17 protein-coding genes and 2 pseudogenes are annotated in these 13,036 nt (G+C 62.2%); 11 read left to right on the top strand and 8 right to left on the bottom strand.

Translation table 11 applies throughout. The features are described 5' to 3' along the window. The 3 genes and pseudogenes from BM175_RS21980 to BM175_RS21970 all read right to left on the bottom strand — a co-directional run. A pseudogene (locus tag BM175_RS21980) lies at positions 1-228 on the bottom strand (diguanylate phosphodiesterase); the annotation flags it as partial. Between the two features lie 497 nt (positions 229-725). Then, complete coding sequence (locus BM175_RS21975) at positions 726-992, bottom strand: hypothetical protein (protein ID WP_090966933.1); 267 nt, start codon at positions 990-992, stop codon at positions 726-728. 209 nt (positions 993-1,201) lie between these two features. Next, positions 1,202-1,738: a PAS domain-containing protein gene (locus BM175_RS21970; RefSeq protein WP_090966931.1), complete on the bottom strand. Its 537-nt coding sequence runs from the start codon at positions 1,736-1,738 to the stop codon at positions 1,202-1,204. 161 nt (positions 1,739-1,899) lie between these two features. Between BM175_RS21970 and BM175_RS21965 the strand changes: the two genes are divergently transcribed. From BM175_RS21965 to BM175_RS21955, 3 genes are all read left to right on the top strand, one after another. Continuing rightward, positions 1,900-2,283 carry a helix-turn-helix domain-containing protein gene (locus tag BM175_RS21965; protein ID WP_090966928.1) on the top strand — a complete coding sequence of 128 codons (384 nt, stop codon included), beginning with the start codon at positions 1,900-1,902 and terminating at the stop codon, positions 2,281-2,283. Between the two features lie 189 nt (positions 2,284-2,472). Then, positions 2,473-2,910 carry a TadE/TadG family type IV pilus assembly protein gene (locus BM175_RS21960; protein ID WP_090966926.1) on the top strand — a complete coding sequence of 146 codons (438 nt, stop codon included), beginning with the start codon at positions 2,473-2,475 and terminating at the stop codon, positions 2,908-2,910. Next, a complete protein-coding gene (locus tag BM175_RS21955; protein WP_090966924.1) occupies positions 2,910-4,550 on the top strand; it encodes a pilus assembly protein TadG-related protein in 1,641 nt (546 codons plus the stop codon). The genes BM175_RS21960 and BM175_RS21955 overlap by 1 nt, the downstream gene beginning before the upstream one ends. Before the next feature lie 223 nt (positions 4,551-4,773). On the opposite strand, the gene BM175_RS22910 is transcribed toward BM175_RS21955, so the two are convergent. Next, positions 4,774-5,013 carry a hypothetical protein gene (locus tag BM175_RS22910; RefSeq protein ID WP_175526976.1) on the bottom strand — a complete coding sequence of 80 codons (240 nt, stop codon included), beginning with the start codon at positions 5,011-5,013 and terminating at the stop codon, positions 4,774-4,776. Here BM175_RS22910 and BM175_RS23410 point away from each other — a divergent pair. The 3 genes and pseudogenes from BM175_RS23410 to BM175_RS22535 form a co-directional block, all read left to right on the top strand. Beyond that, positions 4,972-5,148, top strand: a pseudogene (locus BM175_RS23410) (hypothetical protein); the annotation flags it as partial. The gene BM175_RS22910 and the pseudogene BM175_RS23410 overlap by 42 nt on opposite strands. Before the next feature lie 4 nt (positions 5,149-5,152). Beyond that, on the top strand, positions 5,153-5,329 hold the full coding sequence (locus BM175_RS23405; protein ID WP_090966920.1) for a MucR family transcriptional regulator: 177 nt from the start codon (positions 5,153-5,155) through the stop codon (positions 5,327-5,329). Positions 5,330-5,481: 152 nt separating this feature from the next. Next, on the top strand, positions 5,482-6,252 hold the full coding sequence (locus BM175_RS22535; protein WP_139224764.1) for a sce7726 family protein: 771 nt from the start codon (positions 5,482-5,484) through the stop codon (positions 6,250-6,252). On the opposite strand, the gene BM175_RS21940 is transcribed toward BM175_RS22535, so the two are convergent. From BM175_RS21940 to BM175_RS22530, 4 genes are read right to left on the bottom strand one after another with little or no spacing between them, the layout of a single operon-like run. Next, positions 6,249-7,346 carry a beta family protein gene (locus BM175_RS21940; RefSeq protein WP_090966918.1) on the bottom strand — a complete coding sequence of 366 codons (1,098 nt, stop codon included), beginning with the start codon at positions 7,344-7,346 and terminating at the stop codon, positions 6,249-6,251. The genes BM175_RS22535 and BM175_RS21940 overlap by 4 nt on opposite strands. Before the next feature lie 20 nt (positions 7,347-7,366). Next, entirely contained in the window at positions 7,367-7,855 is a 489-nt protein-coding gene (locus BM175_RS21935; RefSeq protein ID WP_090966916.1) for an ImmA/IrrE family metallo-endopeptidase, read from the bottom strand. Then, a complete protein-coding gene (locus BM175_RS21930) occupies positions 7,843-8,271 on the bottom strand; it encodes a hypothetical protein (protein ID WP_090966913.1) in 429 nt (142 codons plus the stop codon). Before BM175_RS21930 ends, BM175_RS21935 begins: the two co-directional genes overlap by 13 nt. Before the next feature lie 58 nt (positions 8,272-8,329). Continuing rightward, positions 8,330-8,482 (bottom strand): hypothetical protein, encoded by a 153-nt coding sequence (locus BM175_RS22530; protein WP_244546124.1) that lies wholly within the window; start codon positions 8,480-8,482, stop codon positions 8,330-8,332. 146 nt (positions 8,483-8,628) lie between these two features. Here BM175_RS22530 and BM175_RS21925 point away from each other — a divergent pair, with 146 nt between their 5' ends. The 5 genes from BM175_RS21925 to BM175_RS22525 all read left to right on the top strand — a co-directional run bounded on the left by BM175_RS21925 (position 8,629) and on the right by BM175_RS22525 (position 12,963). Next, positions 8,629-8,922, top strand: coding sequence for a DUF3572 domain-containing protein (locus BM175_RS21925; RefSeq protein WP_090966911.1), 294 nt, complete (start codon positions 8,629-8,631; stop codon positions 8,920-8,922). Positions 8,923-9,272: 350 nt separating this feature from the next. Next, positions 9,273-9,887 (top strand): hypothetical protein, encoded by a 615-nt coding sequence (locus tag BM175_RS21920; RefSeq protein ID WP_090966909.1) that lies wholly within the window; start codon positions 9,273-9,275, stop codon positions 9,885-9,887. A gap of 579 nt (positions 9,888-10,466) precedes the next feature. Then, on the top strand, positions 10,467-11,678 hold the full coding sequence (locus BM175_RS21915; protein ID WP_244546123.1) for a pentapeptide repeat-containing protein: 1,212 nt from the start codon (positions 10,467-10,469) through the stop codon (positions 11,676-11,678). A 151-nt stretch (positions 11,679-11,829) separates the two neighbouring features. Beyond that, positions 11,830-12,381, top strand: coding sequence for a hypothetical protein (locus BM175_RS21910; RefSeq protein ID WP_139224763.1), 552 nt, complete (start codon positions 11,830-11,832; stop codon positions 12,379-12,381). A gap of 153 nt (positions 12,382-12,534) precedes the next feature. Beyond that, a complete protein-coding gene (locus BM175_RS22525; protein WP_139224589.1) occupies positions 12,535-12,963 on the top strand; it encodes a hypothetical protein in 429 nt (142 codons plus the stop codon). Positions 12,964-13,036 lie beyond the last annotated feature (73 nt).

Raw genomic sequence — 13,036 nt, 5'->3', positions numbered from 1 at the left:
AGGGGAGAACCGTTGATCGAGAAGGATGTCGGGCGAGACGTTGAGGGCGAGAAACATATGGGTCGGGAAGAGGTCCAGGCCTCCGAGAGCGGTCGCCAGCGTCTCGATTTCGAGATCGGGGCCAAGCCCCACTTCATAGGCATCGCGGAACCACGCATCGGGGGAGCGATACGGACGAACCTGGACCCGTGTCAGCGCCTCGACGCCGACCAGCCTGTCATCCGCCATCATTGGAAGTCGAATGATTTGGGGCTTCGCAGCTCTATGGTTCCGTGATCGGTGGGATCTAATGGTCAGCCGATGAAGGCGAGGAGTCGCGCGGCTGCCTAACACAACCCGTAGATCACCCCTGCGATCGCCAGGAACCCGCTGATTTGCACCAGCAGACAGAACCAGAGCGGATAGGGGACAACCTCGTCCCAGAGATCGGACGGCAGGCTGGCTGGTTCCGCGAGCCAAGCAGGTCGCCCGGACAGGAGATCTCGCTCATGCGCAAGGTGGCCGCACGGACCAAGTGCCTCGCCTCCGTCATCGCCGACGCGTTCGATGGCATCACCACTTGGCTGGATCGTTCGGGTCCTCGTAGTCCCGAGCGATGAAGATGACGATCGCTGCGACTGCGATATTGGCGCCGGCGAGCAGGCTGACGATCACGTAGTAACTCGTCATGCGGCTTCTCCCTCAGGTTGAAGCTGCACACTAATTGGTTATGTGTAGCACAACCGTTAAGCGACGTCCTTCGCAGGAACGGCTTTTGCTGAAGGTGGGCTCTCTGCGGCGCTGCGACTGCGAGCCAGCCGGTTGTGCGCGCAGATCATCGCCGTCAGGTCGAGAAGGTCGTTGGCCAGTTGCTCGAACAACTCCGCAGCTTCCAGCGGGATGTCGCCGCCGCTTTCCGCGACCTGTTGGATCGAGAGGGACGCGATGCCGACGATGCGGGCGGTCGCTGTGCACACGTCGGTGATCGTTTGCGAGTTCGATGTCGTGTCCATGAGGGTTCATCCTTGGTTCCCCATGGCCAGCATCCCGACCACGCCTTAAGTGAAGCTTAACTCCACACGTCCGGATTGAGAGGATCGACTTGAAGTTGATGGGTGCGCCCTATCTTGCCGCCACGTTTACGCTTGGTTGGCGGATTTGCCGCATCACAGGAGCGGCATTCCCCAATGGGTTGGAGGCCCCTGGCGCGTGCCAAACCGTCTCAATGTCGGCGCAGAAACGCCGCAAGCTGCGTGCCGGCTTCCAGCAGCACAGCCGAGATCAGCTTGGACAGGACGGGCTTCGACAGGCGTGCTGCAGCCTCGAACGCTGCGCTGAGGTGCTCGATCACGTCGTTGAGCACCGTCTCGTCATCGGCCGCCACGACGGGGCGCAAATCGATACGGCTGAGATAACCCGAGATATGCGTCGGCCTGCCGGCATCGTCCCGAAAGCACCGGCCGTTGGAGCGAACACGGATCGTGCCATGCTCCACGCTGACGATGCGATACTCGGCCGAGAAGGGGTCGTCGCCGTGCAGCGCCTTCTCGACCGCCTGAACGAGCCCTTTCGTGTCGTCGGGATGGATCGCCTCGTAGAAGCGTTCGGCCGGGACGCCGTGGATCCCGACATCGGCTGGAATGTTCACGTAGCGACACACGTCGCTGCAGGCCACAACGATCCCGGTCCGGGCGTTCCAGGTCCAGACGCCGAGAAAGGCATCGGACGTCGTGGCAGGCGACGCTGCATGGTCCTTCATTGCGCCTCGCTGCCAGTGTGCACGACGTGGAACGCATCATATTCAATCGTGAATTGAATGTCGAAACCGTACGACACTGATATATGATGCGACATGAAGACCCGCCGGGCGCATTCTCTTGCCCGCAGATACCGTCACGCGTTTGAAGATCGGGCTCACCCATGCCTCCCATCGACGAGGTTGATCACAGCATCGGGGAGCGGCTGAAGGCTGCGCGGCTGCGGCGCCAGATGACGCTTGCGGCACTCGCGGACGAACTCGGGTTGACGTACCAGCAGGTCCACAAATACGAGAGCGGACGCAACCGCATCAGCGCCAGCACCCTCTTCAAGGCAGCCGAGACGCTGGGCGTCGAGCTTTCGTTCTTCTTTGCGTTTTGTGGGCCGGCAGAGCGAGGCGATACGCTCGCTTCTCCTCCGATGACGGGGGCGGACGACGACCTGACCGCCGCTCTCCTGCGGATCGAGGATCCCGACGTGCGGGAGAAGCTGTTACGCCTGCTTGAAGCCATCACGAAGTCGGATCGCCTGCGCTCGTCTTCGTAGAGAGACGGATGGTGCAGGCGTGGTCTGTGGCTGCAGGTTGATTGCCATCGATTCTACCGGCTATCCAATGCGACGCTACCGTACCGTTATAGCTTTATAATCTATAACTTGCGCGTGTGCATACAACCTTATGGACAACGTTTGTCGCGTGAGTTGTGATGACCTCCTCAAAGGTTGCAGGAGGGGCTCATGGCCACACAGCACCGATCGCGCTCCGGCTTTCGCCAGTTCATCCAGCGCGAGCGTTCCGGGTCGATCGCCATCGAGTTTGCGGCCCTTGCACCGCTTCTTCTCCTTCTCATCTTCGGGACCCTGCGCATCGGTCACGCGATCGGTGTTCAGCACGCGCTGTCCCAGCTTGCCGCATCGGCCGCCAGGCAAGCTCTGCCGAGCGGGAATGCCGTCGATCGGGAGGGTGCCGTGCGAACCTTCATCCGCGACAGCGCCGGATCCTTTGCGCTTCTCGACCCATCACGCATCGACCTCGCCGTCAACGAGACGTCCTCATCCCTCGTCGTCAGCGTCTCCATGGATGTCTCGCATATCCCCGACATTCCGATCGTCTCGGCCGCCTTCCGCTTTCCCGCCCAGCAATCGGCCAGCGCCGTCATCGCGGTCCAGCACTGATGGTCTGGCGCGTCTTTCTTCGCGAAACCCTCGGCGCGGTCGGTGTGGTGGCCGCCCTGACCATGCCGATCGTGATCGGGTTCGCAGCCCTTGGCACCGACTACGGCTACTTTCTCTATGACCGGCAGCGGATGCAGAACGCCGTGGATCTGGCGGCCCTGTCCGCGGCGGCTGCCGCGGGGCGTGAGGACGAGACGGCGCGCCGCATCGTGATCGACAATGGCGATCCATCGGCTGACGTCGAGGTGCTTCTTGGCGGCCTCGTCACAGGAGCGGACGGCAGGACGATCTTCCAGGAGGGCGCCGGCGGCGGCGCGGTCCATGTGAGAGCGAAGCGGCCGACGAGCCTCTTCTTCTCCGCCCTTTATCTCAGCGAGCCGCCGGTGCTCCACGTCGCAGCGACGGCCGTCGTGCGACCGGCGGTCTCGTTCGCCATCGGCTCCAAGCTCGCGACGGTATCCGGCGGCATTCCGGCGGCGCTGACGCAGTCGCTTCTCGGCAGCCGGGTCGATCTGTCGATCCTCGGGTATGACGGCCTCGTCCGATCCACCCTGCAGAGCTCGGGCCTCGTCGCCGCGCTTGCCGACGCAGTCGGTGCGACGTCCGGCACAATCGGTGAGCTTCTGGAGCGCGAGATCACGGTCAAGGTCCTGGTGCAGGCCGTCGGCGATGCGCTGCGCAGTGCGGGCAAGCCAGCGCCGGCTGCCGATGTGGCGCATCTCGGCTACAACCTGGCCTCGGCCAATGCCCGCATCCGGCTCGGCGATGTTCTGGATCTGCCGAAGGACGTCCGCGACCTGAAGATCGGTACTCCGTCGAGCTATCTGTCGGCGGACGTCTCGGTGTCCGGTCTGCTCTCGGCCGCGCTGACGCCGCGCCGATCTGGAAGCGCCCTGTCGACGAACCTGACGATCCCGGGACTTGCATCGGCGTCCGTCGCTCTCCTGGTCGGCGAGCCAATGGTGCAGCATCCCTCTGTCGCAGTCTCCGATGCCGGCGTCTCGCTGGAGACGTCCCAGGTTCGAAGCCAGGTTCGCGTCGAGACCGGGGTCGTGCTCGGTCTTCTGTCGACCAAGCTTGACGTTCCCTTGGAGATGGCGGTGGCTGCAGGGACCGCCAGTGTGACGAAAGCCGTCTGCAACGCGGACCCTCTGAAGCGCAGCGTGACGGTCGTGGTGCAGCCGGGCGCCGTGCGGCTCGAGCTGGGAGAGAGCGCCTCCAAGCTCGAAAGCGTGGGCCTCATCCCCAACAACCGGATGGCGGATCTTCTCAGACTGCCGCTTCTCACGGTTCGGGCGCATGCGCTGGCAACGGTCCGAGCAGCCAATCCAACGACCTTGACCTTCACCGGGCGCGAGATCGGCAACGGGACGATCCGCCAGATCGGCTCGACGCGCATGGTATCGGCGCTGGTCGATGATCTCTTCCGGTCCCTGCGCCTCGAGGTCCGGGTGCTGGGGCTGGGCCTTGGTTTGGGAGACAGTCTCGTCACCGGCATCGTTCGGACAGCGCTTCTGGCCCTGTCCGGACCCCTCGATACGATCCTCGACGGTCTGCTGGAGGCGCTCGGCGTCAAGATCGGCGCGATCGACGTCAGGGTCGACGATGTCGTCTGCGATCAGCCGAAGATCGCGAGTTGATGCTTCGTCTCCACAGAGTCAGAGCTCACCGGGAAATCTGAAACCCAAAGAGCGCAGTTTGAGGCCAAGTGGGTAGCCGACAAATGGCTAAGCTCGTGGCCTGTAGTGCCGGGGCTGCTGCGCTAGCCGTCGTCGTTGACGACCGTGGCGCGCCCTTCGATCGCCTCTGCGGCTGATGAGGTGGCGAAGAAGCATGCAAGCAGCGCAGACAGGATCAGCCGCATCAGTCTTCCGAATTGCGACATTGTCCGTCAAGCAGCGGGCCACGCCCGGTCGCAATGTCGATGATTTCGAGTTCGGCAAGCTGCAGAACCGGATCGAGGCCCGGATGCACGCCGCGTGCTAGAAGGGTAAGGCGAGCCGCGGCGATTTCGCGCCTGACTTCCCGCCTTTGCCAGACCTTAAAGGTGATTGGCTCGTCATGCTTCGGGACCAATGGGGCAGGGAGCCATTCACCGTTCATGTGCGTATCCGATTGCTCCGTCCCTTACGTGCCCGTTCCTCTACCACGGACGATCCAATCGTGCCGATCGCGGAGACTGTGGCGCCCGACCACATCGTGTCCCTAGAGACGGGCCAGCGGTTCAAGGTGCTCGAGCGGCATGTCCGCTCGCTCGGCCCCATCGCCGACGGGCTACCGCCGGCGATGGGGCCTGCCGAAGAATTATCCGATGGCGGCGCCGAACTATGCGGCGTTTCATAGCGTGATCGGCAGGGCGTTGGGGCGGCGGGAATTGGCGCCAATAGGTATCTCCACGTCTCAGCCGTTGACATCTTGATAGACCAAAGGTGTGTGGCGCGGATCCGGGCCGTACCCGACGCTTGGTTCGGCCTGCGTAAGGAAGCCCTGCGATTGTGAACCCATCACGCCGCCGTCGGTAAGGGGGGGCCTAAACCACACGGAGGAAGCGTGGCGAAACGAACAACAGGAATGATCGCCGGGTACTCAGCGGAGCATGAGGCTGTGGCGAGCCTTCTGCAGTTTTTGCGCCGCGGCGGTGCCCTGAGGGCGGCGGACGCGATCATTCTCGAACTAGCTGTCGGCAAGTACGCAAACCGAGTCGATGTGGCCGTCGTGGACGGTCAGCTTCACACCTATGAAATCAAGACCGAGAGTGATGACCTGTCACGGCTGCGTAGCCAAATTGCAGCATACGCTTCGATCTCTGACATGGTTTCCATTGCGGTCGCGACGAAACACCTTCCGTCCGCAATTTCGTCTGTGCCGGACTTCGTAGGAGTTTTGGAGCTGCAACGGTCTGACGACGGGCTGAACATTCGGCAAGTTAGAGAGCCAGTCCCATCGCCTGTGTGGTCGGCGTCGGCCGCCTTGAGCTTACTGCCCGTAACGGAAATTCGGAGATTGCTGCCGAAAAATAGCGGCCTGCTTCGACGCGAGAATGTTGTGGCGGAAGCTTTATCCCTTCCGGACGACGAGATACGGCGTGCATCGTTGGATTTCATGCGTCACCGATATAAAGGAACGACGTACGAATTCGCTGCCTCTACCAAGGGCCGAGCCATAGGGCCGAACGATCTCAACATGTTGCGGCTATGGAAACGCTTGCGCCTAGCTGACGCTAAAGTAGTTGCGTTGAAACGCAACGACAACTCGTCGGATTCTGAGCGATCCACGTTTGAGTTCGTAGGAAGAAGCTTTGGGCCAATACCAGAAGAAATCAAGAGGCGAATTCAGAGCTAATCTACCCACGCCTCTTCAATAACCAACGCCCCGCCGTCGTCATGATGTGCCTGCAAGTGAAGATGGATATTGATGCGCATCGCAACCCATGGAGATTGGCTATTCAGCCCTTGCAAGTCGCCACCATGTGCTCGTCGAATACGTTGAGCTCCCCAGCATAAGAGCGTCTCGTCCCAGCGGCTGTCGGCGCGGACACGGGCAACTGCCGTACTGAATCCCTGCGCGCACCGATGATATACCCAACGAGATCTCGTTGGGTAGTCGACACGCGGCGCTCCGCGAAAAGCGGGTTCTCTTTCTCCAGCGAACACGGACGCGTGATCGCCGTATTTCAGCACTACGCCAGCTTGAAGCAAAAGCGGACTGGCCCTTAGCATCTGAAAAAGCACGCGTTCGCGGATATCTATTACTGCGTGCTCCGGGTTGATCTCTGCAAACTGACTCGGAAAGCTAGAGCCACAGAGCATGAATTCGCTATTTTCGGGCTCAAACATACCGGCAACAGCCAGCATAGCTCCACGAACAGACAATCCTATGGCCGTCAGATCGTCCCTTGCGCCGATTTGCTCGCAGTCGAACATGAATAGAACGGGCCCATCGCCGAGAGCTAGGTCAAGCAGACTAGCAGCATCCGCTAGATTCCAACCTTGCGATCGCCGAAACCTAAAAACTAATCCGCGTCCCAGCGCTGCAAGGCGGCTTACTTGGGTGCGCAATGCAGCATGGTTATCCGCCCAAATGACAGTCGGAATGAGGCGTTCGTCCGTCTCGACGATATCGCACCAATTTGCAAATCCGCCCGAAGGCGCGAATAGCCGCGACTGCTCGTCGATACCGAGTTGCGCCCATTCTGTTGTTGGGAGCTGCCGAGGGACCTGAACATCTAGGGCAAATGGCCTGATGCCCAAAGCGTCCTTTATGTGAGTCAAACTTCGCTCAAGTGGCCCACCTTGTCCAGCTTTCGGCCTCGACCACGCTTGCAAACGAACGATCGGAAACAGGCGATCTTTCGTTGGCTCGGCGAGCTCCTTGAGTGCACGGATTTCACTTTGGCGGGTCGAGATCGCTGGATAGTACGTGTGCTGAACGCCCAACTACGTCTCCCAAATGAAACTCAGGTCGGCAGGCCGAGTCGTATACTCATTGCAGCCTGCGATACCTCCAGCGCTTCGGCAAGACCCGCAGCGGTTGCGGTACCTCCGTCCATCAATTGTCGAATCAACGGCCAGGGCATGAGAATCTCTGCGGCCAGAGCGTTTGCTTCGTACTCTATCCGTTCAGGCAGACCGCTTCTGTAGAATGTGTCGTCGACCAGTTCGTCCTTTATCTCACTACGATGCAGCACATAGTGAGCGATCTCATGAGCAATCGTAAAACGTTGTCGATGGCGATGCTCATGGCGATTGACCCGAATAGTCCACCGGGTCCGATCGTCCTGGTTCCGTGAAAGCATCCCCGAAACTGCCAATGGCAAGTCACTTATAAGGACGGCGACTCCAAGGTCACGAGCAATCGCTCCGACCTTCACAGGCGCTTCCATCTGATGCCGCTTAATAACCTCCGCCGCGGCCGACGGCACATTCGCCATTGTCAGTCGCGCCATTCTTCTTCCCTTGCTTGGTGTTCGGGAGCCACGTCAGAACGCAGCACCGATGTTGTAAGCTCGTCTTGAACAGCCTCCCGCGCCGCTGTCCGTATAGCGTCCTCGATTTGGGCTTTGAGATCGGCCTTGAACTCACTGGAAGCGAGATACTGTGCACTGCCTAGCTGCGATGCTTCGATAGCCTTCTCTTCTGCCAGGCTACGAATAGTTTGGTACCCCCAAATCGCTGCAATAGCCACGATGATGCCAATGAACGTAACAATGATCGAAACTACGCTCAACAGTACGGCAACAAGGTCTTTATATTCCCACGCCCCGGGTTCAATGGTCGCAGCCCCGTGCATGCCGACGAGGGCTATCAGCACGAGAAACACAGCGACGTTCAGTCCGCGAAAGATCCACTGCAGCCATATCATCTGCAAACTCTAAGGGCGCGCCCGATTCGTGTCGACGTTCGTTGACATTTCGTACCCGTTAATGGCGTCGCACATAGCCTGCTGATACGGCGCCGGCCATCTGCTCTAGAAGCTGGCGCTGCCCCAGGATCAGCGCGCCGACGGCGACACGAGGGTCTCCGCCACAGGTTCGGATCGCATCCTCAATCGCCTCGTCGAGATCGTCCTTCAACGGCAGGTCCGTGATCCGTTCGGCCAGCTTCGACAGCGTCCGTCTCCATGCGATTCGCTCTGTGGATGATGACTCGGAAGACGGTTGCGGGGAAGCTTTTGTTCCTATTTTGTTCTGTATTGTAGGATTCGAACCGGAGCCGCCCCATGCTCGACCGCCGCCTCGCCAAGCCCGCCAGCGTTGACGCCGAGCAACTCGCAATCGACGCGCTCGGCTACATCGCCAGCGAACCGAATCTGATGGGCCGTTTCCTAGACCTGACTGGGATCGAGGCCGACGGCATCCGGCAGGCGGCCGACCAACCTGGCTTTTTCGTCGGCGTGCTCGACTTCCTGTTGGCGAACGAGAACGACGTCGTCGCCTTCAGCCACGCGACCGGAACGCCGCTTGAGGCCGTCCAGATCGCTCGGGACAAGTTGGACCGCGGCCCCGCCAGCTGACACTATGGTTCAGCGCATTCGGGACTTCGCGGAAGGGCTGGCGAAAGTGGGTTAGCTACTGAGCCCAAGACTTCGCCGGGTATATCCGGCCGGTCGCCGAGATCGAAGCGCTCCGCTGGCGTTGCGCTTGATGTCGGACGCCAGCGCAAAGCGCCCGCTACGTCCTAATCGAGAGGATGGACCGGCAGGATCTCGCGTAGTGGAAGGCACCTCCCTGCATGAAACGGCGAACGGTGTGACGAGATCGACGGCTTCGCAGGGTCCTGCCTTGAATCTACCGAGATCGGGGCCGCCTGTTGGCCGCCTAGGTTGGCTGTCCGATTCCGGGCGCCCATGCGAAAGCCCTTTAGATGCGCCGACTGACACGAACCGCCGTTCTCCTGATCGGCACGCTGGCCGCATCGGTGTCCCTGGCCGCTGCGCAGGACGGACAGCCGACCCGCGTGCGCGGCACGATCGCCGCCGTCGATGGCGGCACGCTGTCCGTCACCGCGCGCGAGGGTCCCGTGGTGACGATCGCCATGGCGCCGAATGTCGGCATCCGCGGCATCAAGGCGGCGTCGGCGAGCGACATCAAGACCGGCGACTACGTGGGCGCCGCCACGCTTCCCGCCGAAGGTGGCAAGGCGGGAGCGCTGGAGGTGCTGATCTTCCCGGCCACGATGAAGGGGGCGAACGAGGGCAGTTTCCCCTGGGATCTTCAGGCCAACTCGACCATGACCAACGCGACGGTGTCGAACGCCGTGGAAAGCGTGTCGGGTCGCGAGCTGACGCTGACCTATCCGACGGGATCCAAGCAGATCACCCTGCCGGCGGGCATTCCCGTCGTCACCTTCGCCGACGCTTCGGCGGCCGACCTGAAACCCGGCGCGCCGGTGTTCGTCCCGGCGACGAAGGCGGCCGACGGTTCGCTTTCGACCGCGTTCGTCGTCGTTGGCAATCAGGGCGTCGTGCCACCGATGTAAATCACGTTGGCGCCAGCTCGGCAGAATTGCCGAGCTGGTCATTCTGCTATCGATCTGCCTGAACGTCGCGGACGAAGCGTTGCCGCATAGCCGCCAGCGTGCGGCCGCTTCTTGGATCCGCCGGCGCATGATCCGCGCTGCCTGAGCATAGGTCGACAAGGTCTCTTCGGTCCGTATCGTCTCGCCGTACGCGTAGTGTTCGAGTACGGCGCGACGGAGGCGGTTGGGCATCAGCTCGCGGCAGTGCCAAAGCTTGCCTAAAGGCCAAGGGACGAAGCTTGGCTTAATCGTCGTTGGGCTTGACGAACCCCCGGTCCCACCCTTGTTCCTTCGAAATCGATGCGAGGCGGCAAGCGAATGGATACCGTAGGAGCGAAGCCGCGGTCCGATGTCCTCAGCGACGCTGCTCTGGAACCCCGATCAGCGCCCGACAAGACGGAACCCGCGCGGCAGCGGTTGGAGGCGTTCCTCAACTGGCTTGCCGCTTCCCATAGTTCGGGACAACGTCGAACTACAAGGGCGACCGCCCTTCGAGGCCTACACGCTAGTGCCCCCGCGCTGGCGCAAGCGATTTCGAGCATGGAGGTTCCGGCGGCCTGGTGGGACGACCAATGGCAGGGGCTGAATCTCAGCGACACTGCGTTGAGCCAATTTTCTCTTTCCGACAGCGACCTGTCCAAGGCCAATCTGCAACGCACGGACATAACGGGCGGGGTCGGGCGCGGAACGCGGTTCGACGGCGCATTGATCGAGGAAGCCAGGTTCAACGAGGGCGACTTCAGCGGATCGTCGTTTCGCGCCGCGGTCGCAGGTCAGGCCTCATTCCAGGGTGCGATGCTGGAAGATGCTCGGTTCGAGGCGGCCCATTTACGGTTCGCCCGGTTTCAAACTGCGCTTCTGGACGGTGCCGACTTCGAGGGTGCCGATGCCTGGGGCGCCGACTTCAGCGGCGCGGATGCTGACAGGACCATATTCAGGAAGGCACGCCTCGACGAGGCGAACCTATCCGACGTGAACCTGACGTATTCGGATTTTGCGGGTGCAAGTCTGAAGGGCACGAAGCTGCGCGGATCCAGGCTTCGCGGCGCGAACTTTACGGGCGCGACCTTGGGAGGGACGGATTTCGAGGACGCCGATCTATCCGACACGCGCCTCATTCGTCTTGATCTGTCGAGCTGCAATCTCAGGCGCGCCCGTTTCAACGGCGCGTGGATGGAGGGGTGCCGCATTCGGATCGAGCAACTCGGCGGAGCCTTGGGCGAGGAAATCGACAAGAACTACGACGCAGCGCGTGGCGGCTATGCGGCGTTGGAGGCGAACTTCACAAGCATCGGGGCGAAGGCAGAAGCGGGTTGGGCTTACAAGAAGGGCCGCAAGATGGGCTGTCTGGGTTCAAGGGCCAAGGCTCGCGAGGCGATCAAGCGCAAGGACTGGAGCGGAGCCCTACCGCATATCTACGCCTTCGCGTCAGATCGCTTCGTGGAATGGCTTTGCGACTACGGCGAGAGCATGTCGAGGATCTTCCGGGCCTTCGTGGTCCTTATAGCGATCTTCGCCGTGCTGTACGGGGTTCTTGGCGGCCTCGTCCCGCAGGGGCACGAGAGCGCGACGCGAAACCTCATCGACATCGTCAGCTACAGCGCTCTCAACATGATGACATCCAACCCGCCAGAGATCGGGATGACGGTGGTCGGACGAACCGCAAATATCCTCGTCGGCCTGCAGGGTGCGCTCGGCATCATCCTCATGGGCCTGTTCGGCTTCATCCTGGGAAACCGCATCCGCCGCTGAGGTCGACGGTTCCGGCGAACTGCGACGGGCCGCCGGTCCTCGTCGTATCGAACCAACGGTAACGTCGACGTGAACCGAACCTGAACCGTCCGGTTCAGCGTGCCGAGGGCTGCCGGAGCCTAGAACCGTCCTCACCGAAACAGGAGCGGTGATGACAATGACCGACGATCTCAACGAAACGCCCACCCCGACACATGCCGCTGCGAACCCCGCAGCAAGGACGACCGCAGGCCGCCAGCGCCTGACCTCGCGCAACGCGATCCTCAGTGTCGGTGCCCTTGGTGTCCTGGCGCTTGGTTTTGTCGGCGGTGCTGCCGCCTGGAGCGCGACGCAGCACCGCGAGGCCACGTTCGACACCAGCCTTGCCGTTACGCCCATCTCCGATCTCGAATCCTCGTCAGAGGTCGGCATCGCCGGCCAGGTGGCCGAGATCTACGGCAACAAGTTCGTGGTGAGTGACGGCGCCGCCAAGGCGCTGGTCGAGACCGGCCGGGCCGGCGAGGGAGTTAAGCTGGTGACGGCTGGCGAGACCGTGACGGTGCAGGGCCGCTTCCGCGACGGCTTCCTCCATGCCAGCGCCATCCAGCATGCCGACCAGCATATCGACGAGCTCGATCCGCCGCCCCCGCCCCATCATGGGCCGAAGCACGGTCCGCGCTACCTCGGTCCTGCTGGCCCGGATGCGCCGGACGAGGCGAACTGATCGCCTTCACGGGCTGGCCCCATCCGGGTCGGATCAAACCCTTTCCCCAACTGCCCGGCGAAACCGCCGGGCAGACCCCAGCCCCTTTGGCGTCCGTTCTCAATTGGCGCCATGGCTCAAGGCCCGATCCGAAAGGCGCCGGATCGAAGCATCTTGCTCAAGGATCGACATCTCATGATCAAATCAGCGTTGCTCGCAACGGCTTTTGCCGTCGGGCTCACCTCGTTCGCGGCGGCGCAGAGTGCGCCGTCGCCCGATGCTCCGCCCCCACAGCCGGCCGCTGCGGCCATGCCCGGACCGGACGGCAACGCCCGTCCCGCACCGGCCGACTTGCCGCCTCCGCCCCCTCCGGGCGAGGCGCCGCGTCCCGGCGATCACCGCGGACCGCCACCCCCGCCGCCGATGGGCAAGGGCGTGGAAATCCGGCTCGGCCGCGATGCGGGTATCCGGATCAACTGCGGCGATGAGCCTATGGACGCCTGCATCGCAGCGGCCAAGCCGCTGACCGATCGCATTCCCGATCTCACGCTGCCGCCGGCGCCGCCCGCGGCGAACGGGGCGCCGATGCCCTCGGCGAACTAAGGTCTACAGGCCGGACGGCGGGAAACTGCCGCCCGGTTTTCACGCTCGGCAACACGATCGTCAGCCTCAGCTC

It is taken from the genome of Aureimonas phyllosphaerae, from assembly GCF_900113065.1.
Lineage (GTDB): Bacteria > Pseudomonadota > Alphaproteobacteria > Rhizobiales > Rhizobiaceae > Aureimonas > Aureimonas phyllosphaerae.
Note: the sequence above shows the minus strand (reverse complement) of the source record. Positions and strands in the feature narration are given on the sequence as shown.